A 15,365-nucleotide genomic window follows, 5' to 3' on the forward strand; every position below is an offset into this window, starting at 1 on the left:
GATCAGGATTTCTGCGGCAGCCGCGACACGAGGCTGAGGCTGACATCCATGCCTTCGAGCTGGTAATGGGGCCGCAACAGGAAACGCGCCGAGTAGTAGCCGGGGTTTTCCTCGTCGGGGCGGATCTGGACGCTCGCTGCCGCCAGCGGCTTGCGAGCCTTGGTCTGTTCGGTCGATGTCGCCGGCGCGCCGTCGACATACTGGTTGATCCACTCCTGCAGCCAGACTGTGAGCTGCTCCTCCTCCATCGTCGAGCCGACCTTGTCGCGGACCATGCATTTCAGGTAGTGCGCGAAACGCGAGACGGCGAACATGTATGGCAGGCGTGAGCGAAGGTTCGACGACGCTGTCGCATCGACGTTGTTGTCGTATTTCTTGGGCTTGTAGAGCGACTGCGCGCCGATGAAGGCCGCCTTGTCCGAATTCTTGCGATGGATCAGCGGGATCAGGCCGGCCTTGGCGAGTTCGGCCTCGCGCCGGTCGCTGATCGCGATCTCCGTCGGGCATTTCAGGTCGACGCCGCCATCGTCGCTCGGGAAGGTGTGCGTCGGCAGATTGACGACCTCGCCGCCGGACTGAACGCCGCGGATGCGCGTGCACCAGCCCCATTCCTTGAAGGCGCGGTTGATGTTCACCGCCATCGCATAGGACGCGTTCATCCAGGCATAGCTCGAGCCGGTGTGGCCGTCGGTCTCCTCCTCGAAGCCGAACTCCTCGACCGGCTCCGACTTCGCGCCATAGGGCAGCCGCGACAGCACGCGTGGCATGCACAGGCCCGCATAGCAGGAATCGTCGGAGTCCCGCAGCGAACGCCAGGCGGCATAGTCGGGCGTGTCGAAGATCTTGCCGAGATCGCGCGGATTGGCGAGCTCGTTCCAGGAGTCCATGCCCATCAGGGTCGGGCCGGCCGCCGCGAAGAAGGGAGCGTGGGCGGATGCCGCGACCTTGCTGATGTCGCGCAGGAGCTGGACGTCCTGCGGCAAGTGGCTGAAATAGTAATCGCCGATCAGGCAGCCATAGGGCTCGCCGCCGAGCTGGCCGAACTCGTGCTCATACACCTTCTTGAACAGCGGGCTCTGGTCCCATTTGGCGCCGGGATAGAGCTTCAGCGTCTTGGACAGCTCGTTCTTCGAGACGTTCATGACGCGAATCTTGAGCTGCGAATCCGTCTCCGAATTCATGATCAGGTAGTTCAGGCCGCGCCAGGCGCTTTCGATCTGCTGGAACTCGGGCGCGTGAATGATCGCGTTGACCTGATCGGACAGTCTCTTGTCGAGCTGGGCGATCATCTCCTCGATCGTGTCGAGGACGTCGTCCTTGACCAGCGACTGATCGGCCAACGCCTGCTTGACCAGGGTCGAGACCGCGTTCTCGACCTCCGTCGCGGCCCGCTCCGTGCGCGGTTTGAAGCTCTGCTTCAGCAGCGAGGCGAACTCGTCGACGTCGCGCGTCTCGGTCTGCCCGGTCTGGTCTTGGGTTTTGAGTTCGGCAGCCATGATCACCATTCCACTATGCAGGGCAACGCTCGCGGAGCGCTCGTCAGGACTTGTCGTCTTCCGCGGCGGGTTTCGAGCGTTCACTCAGCGCCGCCATCAATTTCGGGTCGCTCAGCAATTCCCGCAGCTTGGACTCGGCGCCGGCCTTGCCGTCCATGTAGCTCTTCAGATTGGCGAGCTGCTCGCGGGCCTCGAGCAGCTTGGCCACGGCCGGGACCTGGCGGGCCACGGCGGCGGGGCTGAAATCGGACATCTTGTTGAAGCGCAGGCCGACCTGCAGCTTTTCGCCGGTGGGACCGTCGCCAAGCTTGTTTTCGACGCGGAAAGCGACGCCGGGCTGGATCGCCGACATGCGGTTCTCGAAATTGTCCATGTCGATGTCGAGGAAGCTGCGATCGGCCATGTCCGCCTTTTCGGCGCCGGCAAAGTTGCCCGACAGATCCGACATCACACCCATCACGAACGGAATTTCGATTTTCCGGTTCGCATCATAGGGGTCGTCGTAGCTGATGTGGACGCGCGGCGCCCGGTTCCGCCGGATGAATTTCTGACCGCTATCAGACATCGTCGTCCCCCAAAGGCTGCTTCGCTCCGAGAGGAAGCAACCGCACTACATTTCAAATCCGTCCTTGGGTCAACAGCAAGATCAGTTTTCGTCTAGATTTCGGAAAGCCCGATCCGGCAGCATTTCTCTCAAAAGCGACATGAAATCGCGTTCCGCAAGGGAACGGGCCCTTTCGCACAGCAACGGAATGGCGCTTGACGGCTCGCGTACGCGCAAATGGTTGGCGACTTGCTGGAGAATATCGAGCGCCTCGCGCCGGCTTCCCGGGATCGCCGGCGGTTCTGCATCGGAGCCGTCGCCGTCACCCTCCTCGCCGGGGTCGACGAGCGTCGCCAGCCGTTCGATCGGCAGTTCGAAGGCCATGCGGCCGCCGACATTGATGACTGCGTCGCTGGCGTGGCTGGGCATCAGGAACATCACGGCCTCGGCCAGCCCCTTGCCGACGAGCTGGCGCGCCTGCGCCACCAGCAGCAGGGCGGGGCTGGAGGGCTCGTTGATCTGGAAATAGAGTTCGGCCCTGGTCAATGCGCGGCGGATCTCGGCCAGGGAGCCCAGCGCGGTCGCGGCGGACGGACCCTCGGACTTGCTGGCGACGCTTTCGCCGGCCTCGCCGCCTGCCGAGGCTGGCTGCGAAGCCTGCGCCGCGGTGGGATCGCGCTTGGCGACGAAGCCGTCGAGCACACCCTTCATCTTCCCGAGAACGTCTTTCAGCCGGTCGAGGCTGAGGCTGCCCGCATCGTGCTCCAGCACGCACATCTGCATGTCGGAAAGGGCGGCGCTGGCGGTCGCGATCTGGTCCCGGCTGGCGACGAGGCCGGTCATTTCGGCATCCATGAAGGCGGCGTCGACCGAATGCGTGTCGGGCGTGGGTTCGCCTTCGCGGGCGGTGACCTCGCCATTGGCGATCTGTACCATCCGGTAGTTCACCGCGCCGAGCCGGCGGCTCATCACCAGCGGAGCATGCTGCAGCGGCATGATCACGCTGGTCATGTCGTCGAGCGATTCGACAACGACGATGCGCAGGCCGAAATCGTCGTCTTCGGCGGCCGGATGGACCTGCTCCCAGCGTTCGCGCATCAGCGCCGCCATGGCCGCGAGCGCGTCGCAGAAGCCGGCGAGCTCGCGGTTCAGGATGCGGAACTTGGCGAGCAGCACGAGCAGGCGCAGATCGCGCGTGCGCTTCAGCAGCGCCTCGACGGTGCGGCTCTCCTTGGCCAGATCGTTCTGCGTGCGGTCGAACTGAAAATACGAACCCGCCGGCAGCAGGCCCTCGGAACTGGCGACGAAGAGGCTGTATTCCGGATCATAGGCGAGATCGAGATCGGGACCGCAGGGCGCCTCGTCGTCGATCGGCTCGCACAAGGCGGCGGCGAGGCTCGCTGTCATGGTCATCTTCCCTGCTTACGCCTGGCGCCGTGGCGTTCGCCTGTGGCGCGGCGTTGTCGGCGCTTTGTTTCCCATGCGTCGGGCGATCTGACAACGATCGTCATGGTGACGGGAGTACGGTCGTTGCCGCGGGTCTCGCGCGAAGATCGGCGTCGGCATCGATATCGCTGCGCTTGCTTATCATGCCACGGATCGATTTAAGTGTTTCGGCAGGTTGCTCTTGGTCAGGTTGCCTCTGTGCTGGACCTGGCCGCGGACAGACTATAGTTTTCGTCTGGTCAGCGACCGTCATATTGGGCATATGGGCCGACATGAGCCGTAAACTGAGTCAGGCTAACCGCCCCGGAATCCTGAAAACGCCGTTTGGCGAGGACGAACTCCTGTTCCGTCGGCTCGACGCCAACGAGGGCATGAGCGAGCTGTTCGAGTACCGGATCGAGGCGCTGAGCGAGAAGGACAATCTGAATTTCGACGAGGCGCTCGGCCAACAGTGCCATCTCGAGATCAACGTCACCGAATATGAAAACGCGGTCGTCAAGCGCAGGAAGAAGCGCTATTTCAGCGGCGTCCTGGTCGAGGCGCAGTGGCTCGGCAAGGAAGAGGATCTCTACCTCTACCGGCTTGTCCTGCGGCCCTGGCTCTGGCTGCACGGCCAGGTCGCCAATTGCAAGATTTTCCACAACAAGACGGTCGACAAGATCATCGAGACCGTCTTGCGCGACGGGCAGCTCGGCGATCTCAAGCTCGACATCAAGACCTATCCGAAGCTCGAATTTTGCGTCCAGTATCGCGAGACCAACCTCGCCTTCGTCAGCCGGCTGATGGAGGAATACGGCATCTGCTACTATTTCGAGCATGAGGCGGCGACGCATCGGCTCGTGCTTGCCGATCAGGTTTCGTCCCACAAGCCGATCGCGGGCACCGAAAAGCTGCCTTATCTGCCGCATGAGGCCAGTCACCGGCGCGAGGCCGAGAGTATCGAGCACTGGATGGTCGAGCGGCGGTTCCGCACCGGCAAGATCACGTTTCGCGACTACAACTACGAAAAGCCCGACGCCAACATGCTGGTCGACGACCAGACGTCGGAAAGCTACCAGCATTCCAAGCTCGAGGTTTACGATTATCCCGGGCGCTATCTCGAAAACGGCGACGGCACCCAGCTTGCCAAGGTCAAGCTGCAGTCCGAGCAGGCGCAGGATCGCCGCAGGATCGCCTCGGGCAACGCGGTGACGCTTTATCCCGGCGGTTTGACGACGCTGGAGCGCCATACCGTACCCGCCGAGAACAAGCAGTACCTCGTCGTCAGGGCGACGCATGCGTTCTCGGCGCTGCAATCCTACCGTTCGGGGTCGAGCGCAGCCGGCGAGAGCGACTATCAGGGCCAGTATGAATTCCAGTTGGCCGACCGGCCGTTCAAGCCGCCGCAGCAGACGCCCAAGCCGACGATCTTCGGCCCGCAGACCGCGCGCGTCGTTGGCGAGAAGGGTGAGGAGATCGACGTCGATGACGAGGGCCGGATCCTCGTCAAGTTCCACTGGGACCGCGACAAGGAGCACCTGTACCGGATTCGCGTAGCGCAGGTCTGGGCCGGCGATTCCTGGGGCGGCGCCTTCATTCCGCGCATCGACCAGGAGGTGATCGTCGAGTTCCTCGAAGGCGATATCGACCGTCCGCTCGTCGTCGGCACTGTCTATAACGGCAAGCACAAGATGCCGTTCGGCACCAAGTCGAACAAGAACATCAACGGCATCAAGTCGGACACGACGACCGGGAGCGGCGGCTTCAACCAGTTCACCTTCGACGACACGAAGAAGGCGCAGAAGGTCGAATTCCGCGCCGAGAAATTTCTCGAATCGAAAATTCGCGACACGGAAATCCGCAAGATCGGCGAGGATTTCTCCAGCGAGAAGGGCGAAGCCTCGCGCAATATCGAGCTCGAGAAAGGCGACGACAATCTCAAGGTCTCCACCGGAAACCAGAAGGTCGATGTCGCGAAGGAAATCCACATCAAGGCCGGGAGCAAGATCACGCTGGAGGTCGGTGGCTCGACGATCGTGATGGACGGCAAGAGCATCACCCTGAAATCGGTCAACATCACTGTCGAGGCTTCCGGCGACCTGACTGAATCCGGGACGATGACGACGCTCAAGGGCAGTTCGATCACGACGATCCAGGGTGGCATGGTGAAGATCAATTGATGCCATGCGCCAAGGTTCTCCCATGCGCCAAGATCGGTTTCTGACCGCGCGTGACGTCTTCGAGGCCTTTCCGACTGCCGGAGAGGACATCGAGGCGATCCCAAGCGACATTAAACCTCTCGATTTCCTCGTCGCCCTGATCGACAGCAAGACGCCGGAGGACGCGATTGCCTTCTGCGCCTACCTGCTGCCGAAGCGGGAGGCGGTCTGGTGGGGCTGTTCCTGCGTGCGCGGGCTCGCCGACGAGCACGAGCGCAGGTCAATTGAGCAGAGCCGCGCCTTTGTCGCCGCCGAAACCTGGGTCAAGGACCCACAGCACCAGCGCCGGGTCGAGGCCATGCGGATCGGCCTGTCGACGTCACGCAATGATGCCTCGACCTGGCTGGCGCTGGGCGCGGCGTGGTCGGGCGGCGACATGGCCGACAATCCGCAGGCGCCGGTGCCGGCCCCGCCGCATCTCACCGCGAAAGCGATTCGCGCTGCGGTTTTGATCGCTCTCGCGCGCAATCCGACGCGCGAGCGCCGCGGCAAACTGTCGATCTGCGTCGATCACGGCGTCAAGCTGCTGCAGCGTCAAACGACCTGAGATCGAGCGGTTTCCCCGCCCGAATGGGCGCTGAATCATGGCAACCGCGAATGAGACTTGCCGATAGCCCGGAAACGAAGGGAAAATATTGGCATATTCTTCATCTCTTTCGCGGAACCTTCTCGGCATTGGCGGATTGAGTGGGGTATGGTATCCTCCACGGATCAAGAGCGGAKCAGGGACATGACCCTCGTTACCTCGAATGTACGTCTACTCGTCGTTGGCGCTGCCTTCGGCATGTTTTTTGCGGGCTCGGCGAGCGCGCAGACGGCCATCGTCCCGACGGATTTCGCCGTGGCCGATGTCCAGGCCGAGCCGCAGCCCGTCGTTGCGCCGTTGCCTCCCAGCCGCACCACGCTGACCGCCAYGCCGCGCGCGACCAGGGCTGCTCCTGTCGTGGCTGCCCGTCCGGCTCCTCAGCGCGAGCAGTTGGCCTTTGCCGATCAGCCCCGCCCGCGCCGCACCGAGGTGTCGTGGCCCGTGGCGAACCGGCCCAACTTCATGTGGCTCGGCGTCGTCTACTGACGCAGGCGTCGAACGGCTGAAGCAGCATCGGTTTCGCCGTCGGCGGAGCGCTGGAAAATTGGGAAGGCATCGGCTGTAACCGGTGCCTTTTTTCTTTGTGCGTGCCCGGCTCGATGACGTTGCTTTGCCCGGAACCACTGCGTCATCCGGGGTCGCCGCCTCGCTACGCCCGGGATGACGGCGTCAGGTCAACCTGAGTGCGAAAGGCTCTAGAATCCCAAGCCTAGACCCGGGCTGACGCGCCGCGTCGGAGCGGCTGCCGGAGCAGCAGCGGCTGCGGGTGCCGCGGCGGGCCGTGCCGGCCGGCTTTCCGCCTCGCGCTGACGCGACGGATGCTGCGCGCGCCGCACCGGCTCCTCACGCTGCGGCCTGCGGACGATTGCAGGAGCGGGCTTGCTCGGTGCGACCCTGGAGGGTCCGCACAGGCCATCGGGCCGCTCGCGCAGGTCGAGCAACTGCTCTTTCGAGACCGATGCCGGCTCGGGAGCAAGTTTGACGCGCTGCCTGAACACCTTCAGCGCCTCGCGCGTGGCGGTGTTGAGATTTCCGCTGAGAGGCCCGGCATAACAGCCGATACGCGTCAATTCACCCTGCGTTTCCTTGGTCAGCGCAATGGGATCCGTCGGAACCGGCCGCTGCGGCGGAGGCTCCAATCCCTTCGGCGACTGCAGCAGCGTCGGGTCCAGCAACGCGACCTGTGTGCCTGAATCGGTGGAGCGCGCGTCCAGCCCATCGACCTGGGGGCGCAGCGGCACGACGCCCGCCCGGCGCAGCGCCTCGGCAGCCTCCGTGTCGAAGCGGGCCTGCGCCTGATCCATGGCGAGACGCTGGCGCTCGGTCAGTGTGGATTCGTCTGCCGCAGTGCGGCCTTCGGCCGTCGTGGCGTCGATCTTCCGTTTCGCTTCCTGTTCGGTCTGCAATGCGGCAAAGCGGCTGCGCTGCTCGGCTTCGGCTGCCTGTGCTCTCTGCGTCTCGGCGAACTTGCGCGCCTCCTCGGCCTGAGCCTCGGCCTGCTTGCGAGCGTCGTCCGCGGCCTTGGCGTCGGCGACCTTGCGGGCTTCTTCGGAGGCCTTGGCCTCAGCCGCCAGACGGCGATCGTCCGCGGCCTTGGCGATGGCCTGCTTGCGAGCATCTTCCGCCGCTTTGGCGTCCGCGATCTTGCGGGCTTCCTCGGCGGCTTTGGCCTCAGCCACCAGGCGACGCTCTTCGGCCGCTTTGGCGATGGCCTCCTTGCGCGCATCCTCGGCCGCTTTCGCGTCGGCGATCTTGCGAGCGTCTTCGGCGGCTTTTGCTTCCGCCGCGATCCTGCGATCTTCGGCGGCCTTTGCGGCCAGCGCCTGCTTGCGCGCCTCCTCGGCGGCTTTGGCTTCAGCCAGCTTGCGGGTGTCATCGGCAGCCTTGGCTTCGGCGGCGATGCGGCGCGCCTCTTCCGCCGCGCGCGCTTCCGCGACCTTGCGGGCCTCTTCTGCCGCCTTCGCTTCGGCCGCGACGCGGCGCTCCTCGGTAGCCTTGGCCTCAGCGACCCGACGGGCTTCCTCGGCCGCCCGGGCCTCGGCGGCCTTCCGCGCGTCCTCGATCGCCCTGGCCTCGGCAACCCGTCGTGCGTCCGCTTCCGCCGCGAGTCTGCGGTCTTCGACAAGCTTTGCCTCGTTCAGGCGGCGGATGTCTTCCGCGGTCTTTGCCTCGGCGAGCTGGCGTGCGTCCTCTGCCGCCCTGACCTCGGCTGCGATCCGGCGCTCCTCGGCAGCCTTCGCTTCCGCGACCTTGCGGGCGTCCTCGGCGGCCTTTGCCTCCGCGACCCGGCGCGCATCTTCCGCGGCGCGGGCTTCGGCGACCTTGCGGGCCTCGTCGGCCGCCCTGGCCTCGGCGGCGCGGCGTGCATCTTCGGCCGTTTTCGCTTCCGCGAGCTTGCGCGCGTCTTCGGCCGCCCTGGCGTCGGCGACCCGGCGTGCGTCCTCGGCTGCGCGCCGCTCCGTGGCGAGGCGGGCTTCTTCCTCGGTCCTTGCCTGCGCAGCCTTGCGGCTTTCGTCTTCGACCCGGCGCGCCTCGGCGACACGGCTCGCCTCGTTCTGCGCCGTCTTTTCCTGTGCAGCTTTCTCAACGGCAAGCTGCGCGGCTGCGCGGTCCTGCGCTTGCCGCAAGCGGGCTTCGTCGGCGGCGCGGCGTCCCGCCTGCACCGCAAAGGCCTCCTCTTCGGCCAGGCGCGATTGCGCGGTGCCGGCGCCGGGCGCCGAAGAACCGCCCTTGAACAGGTCGGTGCCGAAAAACAGCCCGCCGCCGATCAGCGCGACGGCTCCGAGCCCGGCCGCGATCGCCATGCCCGACTTGCTGCCGCCGCTGCTGCCTTCGCTCTTCGTTGCCGCCGTCGCCCGCTTCTGCTTGCCGACGGCCGGGAGCCAGGCTGCGACCTCCGCCATCGTCGCCGGGCGATTCTCCGGCAGGGGCTGGAGCATCTTCTCCAGCAGCGGCCGGAAGCGCGGATCGATCTTCGACAGATCGGGTACGACGCGGCGCTTGTCGATGACCTCGACCTGCGAGCCGTTCATGTCGATCGGCCGGCCCAGCAGGCATTCCGCCAGCACGAGGCCGAAGCTGTAGATGTCGGATTTCGGCGTGACGTCGCCGCCGAACAGGCCGAGCTGCTCGGGCGAGACGTAGTTGTACTTGCCGGCAAAACCGCTGCCGATGATGGTCTGCTCGCCGGCGCGCGTCGAACGGGCGATGCCGAAATCGAGAATCTTGGCCAGGGCGACGTCGCCGCCCGGCAGGATGACGTTGTCGGGCGCGACGTCGCGATGGATGATGCTGAGCTTGTGGGCTGCGTGCAGTCCCGCCGCGATCCGCTGCTGCAGCAGCTGCGTATCCTCGAACGACAGCGGCCCGCGCACCAGATGGTCCTTGAGCGAAATCCCGTCGACGAACTCCATCGCCAGATAGGCGCGGTTGAGCTGCGGATCGATCTCGAACAGGTAATAGCGGACGATCGCCTCGTGCTGCAGATCGTCGAGCGAGGAGGCTTCCTTGCGGAAGAGGTTGAGCGCGCTCTCGTTCTCGGCGAGATCCGAGCGGATCATCTTGATCGCGACCGGCTTGCCGGTGCGCACCGCATAGCCCTTGTAAATCTCGCCCATGCCGCCGGCGGCGATCGGATGGTCGATGCGGTAGATGCCGTTCAGCGTCGTCCCGGGCGAAACCCTGGACCGAGGAATGATGACTGTGGCGCCGCCGTCATTCATGGCGTAACGCGCTCATTCGGCCGTGCGGACGGCATGGCCCGGCGCTCACGACGGACGAACCGTCGCGCTTCCAGCCGCCATGCCTTGTCACGCCGCATCGTGTCTCTCAGGCCTCGCGTCGATCCGCATCGGTCATCGCCGGCACCGGAGTCGCGGGGGAATCCGCATCCCGGGGTTCACATGCCACCACGATGACCGTGACATTGTCGCTTGCCCCGCGTGCAAGCGTGAGTTCGACCAGATGGTCACAGGCTGCTTGCGGTGCATGCTCGCAAACCGCGGCGCGGATTTCTGAATCCGCGACGTGGCCGGTCAATCCATCACTGCATAGCACGAAAACGTCACCATTTTCCACCACGCCCTGAACCAGATCGAGGTCGGGAAGCTCGGTGACGCCGATCGCGCGGGTGATGATGTTGCGCCCCGGCCAGCGTTTGGCCTCGTCGGGCGTCAGCTGGCCGGCGTCGACGAGGTCCTGCACCTCGGTATGGTCGCGCGAAATCTGCGACAATTCGCCGTTCCGAACCCGGTAGGTCCTGCTGTCGCCGGCCCATGAGCAGGCGAAGAAACGCTCATAGACCAGCAGCGCCACGATCGTGGTGCCAAAGGTGTCGAGCCCGCGCTCGTAACCAGCCCGGCGCAGCGCGGTGTTGGCCTGCATCACCCGGTCCTGAAAGCGCGCCAGCAGATCGGCCGGTGAGGCGGCCTGGCCGATGGTGCGCAGTCCCTCCACGATGGTCGAGGAGGCGAGTTTTCCGGCCTCGTAGCCGCCCATGCCGTCGGCGACGCACCACAGCCCGGCATCGGGATGCGTGATGAAGCTGTCCTCGTTCTCTTTCCGGACGCGCCCGACATTGGTCGTGGCCCCCGTCTCGAACCGAAAGCTCGCATGCTGCTCCAGAGCAGCCAGTACGGCGAGCGGATCCTTGAACGGGCGGATGCCCGGAGGGGGGAGGGTGCTTCCATCCATCACGGTTCGGCTCCGATGCTGGCCCGTTGCTCGCTCTCGCTGTCTTCGGTCGTGGTCTGCTCGGTCGTCGTTCTGGCCGGGCCCGTCAGCATCAGCGCAAAATCCTGCGCCTCTGGCAGTTTCGCGGCGCGTAGCGCCAGCGCCGGAAAGGTCTCGCCGCCGATGCTCCACCAATACGATCCCGACGACTGTCGCGCCAGCCGGTCGGACTCCTCCAGCCTTTGTAGCAGGGAAGGCACGTCGACGCTTCCCGTATCGTCGCTGACCCCGACGAGCCCGTTATTGGGAGCAACAGCAGTTTCCGCCTTGCGTGCGATGGTTTCGGGCATGGTCAGGCCTTCCAGCGCGCCCAGCGTCAGCTCATAATTGGCGTCGGGCTCCAGCGTGTCGAGAAGGAAGGCTTCCGCGGCGTCAAACCAGGCGCCCTGATCGTTTTCAGTTGGCGCGGCGAAGGCCTGGCCCTCCGGCGCGACGACCATCACCGCGAGCGGGAAATAGCGGCCGACGCCGTCGAGCGATGGCATGAAGGCGCCCATCACCTCGCTGCCGACATGCTCGCGGCCGAGCCAGAATCGCCAGATCGGCGCGCTCAGAAACGCGTCCTTCCATGACGGTCCCAGAGCCTGGATGCTCGCGGCCATGCTGCCCTGCAGCCAGACCTCCCAGAACCGCATCAGGTCTCGCGGCATGTTCACCGCGATGAAGTCGCGCTTGGCCGGCAGCTTTCCGAAGAGGGAACAGGACATCCCGGCTCAGGCTCCCGGACATTTGAATTCGCGGAGCGCCGGCAGTGTCAGCGGGTTCTTCAGCGAGGACACGTTGATCTGGTAGGAGATCGACTGGCCGTTGACCGAGTAGTTGGCGATCAGCGCCTCGCCGCGCTTGGAGACCGAGCCGAGGTCGAGGAAGCGGAAGAAGGCCCAGGGGCCGCGCTTTTCCTGGCCGAACACCGGCGGGCTCGAGGTGACCCCGCCAAACAGTCCGGTGCTCGTCGTCTGGCTCGATATCACCGTCCGGTCGAGCCCGGCGGGACCCGGCCAGACCACCGGCGTCGGCGCGCCGCCGGCCTGCGGCACCACGGCGACGCCGCTGATGTCGAGCTTGATCGTCGGTCCCGAGCCCGTCGTCGTCGCCGGAATCGGCGTGATCGCCATGGTGAAGGACGGCATGTTGCCGCCCGTTCCGAAGAAGGCGTCCTTGATGTCGGCTGCGCGCTGGAACTCCCGGAGCGCCGCGGGCGGCAGTGAGCGGGCGACGCTGATGTTCTGCTTGAAGGCCCAGTCGGCCTTGGATGTATCGACCAGCGCCGCGAGGTTGGTGGTGTAGAACTTGTCCATGATGCCGCCCGTGCCGAAGAGGCGGCCGAAATCGGGCAGCGGTACGTCGCGGTCGCTGCCGCGGGCGAAGGGATAGCGGTTGGTGATGATCAGGTTGCAGGTCGCTGTGACCTGCGAGCGCAGATCCTGTAGCAATTGCGAAACCGAGCTGCCGGTCAGTTCGTTCTCGAAGCTGGTCGCGGCCCCCTGGACCAGCCCGGAGAAGGGCTGCGGGATCAGGTTGGAGCTGTTGCGCAGCGTCTGGATCTGCGCGGGAAGGGTGGCGTTGACCTGCGGCGCCAGCGCCGGATTGGTCGCGAGCAGGCGCAGGTTCTGGTTCACCTCGGAAAAGGCGACCAGCACCTGATCGATCGGCCGGCGGCCGGCCTCGCCCTCGAAGAGCTGGTGGAAAGGCTTGAAGGCGGCCTCGATCGTCGCGCCGGGAGCCTGTTCGCCGCTGGCGGTGTCGGGCTTCTCCATCGCCTTGAGGGCGATATCCATCCGCGACAGCGTCTGCGAAGCGTTGCCGGTCGATGCCCCCAGTTGCTGCAGCGTCGCCTGGGCCCGCTGCGCCTGGCCGAGCGCGCCTGCCGCCTGCTGCCCCGCCGCCGCTGCGGGCGGCGCTGGTCGCTCGCGCGTCAGCCGGGTTTCGTCGCGGATCGATTCGAGCACCTGTTTCAGCGGCGAGGTGACGGCAGAGGCCGCGCTCAAGGCCGGGTACTGCGGCTTGTTGGCGAGAAGCGGCTTGAAGCGCAGCGCAGCCATCGCGTTCTGCCAGGACGCGATGAAATCCTTGGCGTAAAGCGCCAGAAGCGCCTTGGGCAGCGCCTCGTACTGGTCGGAGACGGCGGTCTGGTCGCCCGCTGTGCCGAGCACCCAGCGCTCCTCCTCGATCTGCTTGGCGACATCGCGCAGCCGCCCGATGAAGCCCTCGTGGAAGCCGTTATAGGTGTAGAAGAACGGAACCCGCACCGTTTCGAGTTCGCCGCCGCGCGGACCCTCGAAGACGAGCTTGGCGTCCGCGCCGCCTTTCGTGGCGGCCGTCCAGTCGGGCTTGCCCGGCGTCGCGCGCGCCTGCACCCGCAGCAGCTGATAGGCCCGCTCGGCGAGGCTGAGTCGCGCCAGCGTCTTCTGTGCCTCTTCGATCAGCGGCTCGTTCAGCGTCAATGTGCCCGCCGCGCCGGAATCGGGCAGTCGCAGCATCGCCGTCAGGTGCTCGCCGAGCTGCTCGCGCAGGCGCACATTGGCCGCGCCCTGATAGAGGTTCTCCGACCAGTCGCGCCGCATCCAGAGCAGGATCAGGTCCTCGTCCATCTTCTGGCGGCCGCCCAAAATGAGATAGACCTTGAGCGCCTCGTAGATGAAGTCGGGCCGCGCCCGGTTGGCCTCGATCAGTTCTTCCATCCGGAAGATCAGGCGCGAGCGCAAAAGCCGCTCCAGCCCGGTCTTGTAGACGGCTTCCGAGGACGAGCCGAGCCGGTCCCACTGGCTGAGGCCGAAGGTCGCCTGGATCGGCGGCGAGACGTTGTCCTTCGCGTATCCGGCCGGCAGCGAACGCAGCGCGTCGAGCAGCGGCACGATCTTTTCCAGGTCGCGGTCGCCGACCGTGGGTTCCTGAATGATCGGGGCGGCCGTCGCGACGAAGGTCTTGGTCTGGTCGTTGGTCTCGGCGATCAGCGAGACGTTGCGGCTATAGCTCGTCCACCACGCCGCCGCCCCGCCCAGCGTCACGCAGGCGAGGATGGTATAGGCCGCGGCCTTCAGCGCGAAAGCGCGGCGCACCGCCTTGCGGTCGGTCGAGACCCAGGCGGCCTCGCCGATCACGACCTTGTTGATCAGGTCGGTCAGGAAGAAGCTCTTGCCGGAGCCCGACATCGCCGGCGCGGCCGTCTGGCTCGCGCCGAAATTGCGCGCCATCGCGCCGATCAACTGGTCGATCGGCGTGCCCTGCTGGGTGCCCGAAGTGAAGTAGAAGCCGCGCAGGGTCGCGCGCGAATGATAGCGCGTCGGCTCGAAGATGCGGTTGAGGAACTCGACGACCGGGGCCTTCACCGCCGCCATCTGCGTCGGGAAGCCGAACAGCATGACGCGCGCGTTGGGTGTCGCTTCTTCCTGCATCCGGTCGGGCATCTCGGCGCTGAGGCGTTCCAGCAGCGCGTCGAACTCGTCGGGCACCTCGCTGACCATATTCAGCGTCTTGTCGTCGGTCTGGAAGGTATGGCCCCAGACCGGCCGGCGCGCGGCCTCGTTCAGATGCTGGAAATACTCCATGAACCCGGCGACGAGGTCCATCTTGGTGAACAGCGCATAGACCGGGAAATCGACCTTGAGATTGTCGTGAAGCTCGGTCAGGCGGGCGCGGATCGCATCGGAATGTGCGTTGAGCTCGGCCGGCGAGGCGGTCAGCACGTCCTCGATCGAGATCGCCAGCATGACACCGTTGATCGGCTGGTTCGGCCGGTTCTTCTTCAGCAGGTCGAGGAACGAAAGCCAGCTCTTGCGGTCGGCGGAGGCGTCGGAATCCTGCGTCGTGTAGCGGCCGGCGGTGTCGATCAGCACGGCGTCGTCGGTGAACCACCAGTCGCAATAGCGCGTGCCGCCGACGCCGGCGACCGCCGAGGGCGCGCCGCCCTTGGCGAGCGGAAACTTCAACCCCGAATTGACCAGCGCTGTCGTCTTGCCCGAGCCCGGCGGACCGATCAGCACATACCAGGGCAGTTCATAGAGATAGCTCGCGCTCGATCCCGACGATTTCTTGAGCGTCAGCAGCGCATCGGACATGCGTTCGCCTAGGACGTCGGCGTCGCCTTCGTCGGAGGCGGCTTCCGCCAGCCCCTGCTCCAGCGCCTTGGCCTCGCGCCTGCGCCGGATGATGCCCCAGATCAGCAATCCGAGCACGATGATCGAAACCACCGCGATGATCGCGGCCCGCACCCATTCGGAATCGAACGGATAGGCCCCCGCGATCGAGATCAGCGGGCTGGCGAACCAGACCAGCGCGCCGAAGGCGGCAAGCCCGATCAGGCTGATGATGATGCGCAACCAGATTGCGAGCGTCACGAGCGCCTCCGTCGATCGTCAGCGTTC

10 protein-coding genes are annotated in these 15,365 nt (G+C 65.6%); 3 read left to right on the forward strand and 7 right to left on the reverse strand.

Annotated elements, in window-relative coordinates:
• Positions 1 to 2: 2 nt before the first annotated feature.
• The 3 genes from tssC to AC1DZY_RS00975 all read right to left on the reverse strand — a co-directional run bounded on the left by tssC (position 3) and on the right by AC1DZY_RS00975 (position 3,447).
• Complete coding sequence (gene tssC / locus AC1DZY_RS00965) at positions 3 to 1,496, reverse strand: type VI secretion system contractile sheath large subunit (RefSeq protein ID WP_476818183.1); 1,494 nt, start codon at positions 1,494 to 1,496, stop codon at positions 3 to 5.
• 43 nt (positions 1,497 to 1,539) lie between these two features.
• A complete protein-coding gene (gene tssB, locus AC1DZY_RS00970; protein WP_476818184.1) occupies positions 1,540 to 2,061 on the reverse strand; it encodes a type VI secretion system contractile sheath small subunit in 522 nt (173 codons plus the stop codon).
• Between the two features lie 81 nt (positions 2,062 to 2,142).
• The gene (locus AC1DZY_RS00975; protein ID WP_476818185.1) at positions 2,143 to 3,447 is read right to left on the reverse strand and encodes a type VI secretion system protein TssA; all 1,305 of its coding nucleotides are present in this window, start codon (positions 3,445 to 3,447) and stop codon (positions 2,143 to 2,145) included.
• Between the two features lie 311 nt (positions 3,448 to 3,758).
• On the opposite strand from AC1DZY_RS00975, the gene AC1DZY_RS00980 reads away from it, so the two are divergent.
• From AC1DZY_RS00980 to AC1DZY_RS00990, 3 genes are all read left to right on the forward strand, one after another.
• Positions 3,759 to 5,645, forward strand: a complete 1,887-nt coding sequence (locus AC1DZY_RS00980; protein ID WP_476818186.1) for a type VI secretion system Vgr family protein — start codon at positions 3,759 to 3,761, stop codon at positions 5,643 to 5,645.
• Between the two features lie 22 nt (positions 5,646 to 5,667).
• Positions 5,668 to 6,231 carry a DUF6931 family protein gene (locus tag AC1DZY_RS00985; protein WP_476818187.1) on the forward strand — a complete coding sequence of 188 codons (564 nt, stop codon included), beginning with the start codon at positions 5,668 to 5,670 and terminating at the stop codon, positions 6,229 to 6,231.
• 183 nt (positions 6,232 to 6,414) lie between these two features.
• Complete coding sequence (locus AC1DZY_RS00990) at positions 6,415 to 6,756, forward strand: hypothetical protein (protein ID WP_476818188.1); 342 nt, start codon at positions 6,415 to 6,417, stop codon at positions 6,754 to 6,756.
• 209 nt (positions 6,757 to 6,965) lie between these two features.
• Here AC1DZY_RS00990 and AC1DZY_RS00995 read toward each other — a convergent pair whose 3' ends face one another.
• The 4 genes from AC1DZY_RS00995 to tssM form a co-directional block, all read right to left on the reverse strand.
• Positions 6,966 to 9,992 carry a serine/threonine-protein kinase gene (locus AC1DZY_RS00995; RefSeq protein WP_476818189.1) on the reverse strand — a complete coding sequence of 1,009 codons (3,027 nt, stop codon included), beginning with the start codon at positions 9,990 to 9,992 and terminating at the stop codon, positions 6,966 to 6,968.
• A gap of 106 nt (positions 9,993 to 10,098) precedes the next feature.
• On the reverse strand, positions 10,099 to 10,962 hold the full coding sequence (locus AC1DZY_RS01000; RefSeq protein ID WP_476818190.1) for a PP2C family protein-serine/threonine phosphatase: 864 nt from the start codon (positions 10,960 to 10,962) through the stop codon (positions 10,099 to 10,101).
• Positions 10,962 to 11,708 (reverse strand): type VI secretion system-associated protein TagF, encoded by a 747-nt coding sequence (tagF, locus tag AC1DZY_RS01005; RefSeq protein WP_476818191.1) that lies wholly within the window; start codon positions 11,706 to 11,708, stop codon positions 10,962 to 10,964. The genes AC1DZY_RS01000 and tagF overlap by 1 nt, the downstream gene beginning before the upstream one ends.
• 6 nt (positions 11,709 to 11,714) lie before the next feature.
• Positions 11,715 to 15,338, reverse strand: coding sequence for a type VI secretion system membrane subunit TssM (tssM, locus tag AC1DZY_RS01010; protein WP_476818192.1), 3,624 nt, complete (start codon positions 15,336 to 15,338; stop codon positions 11,715 to 11,717).
• Positions 15,339 to 15,365 lie beyond the last annotated feature (27 nt).

This window comes from Allobosea sp. P2_A10 (assembly GCF_056405115.1).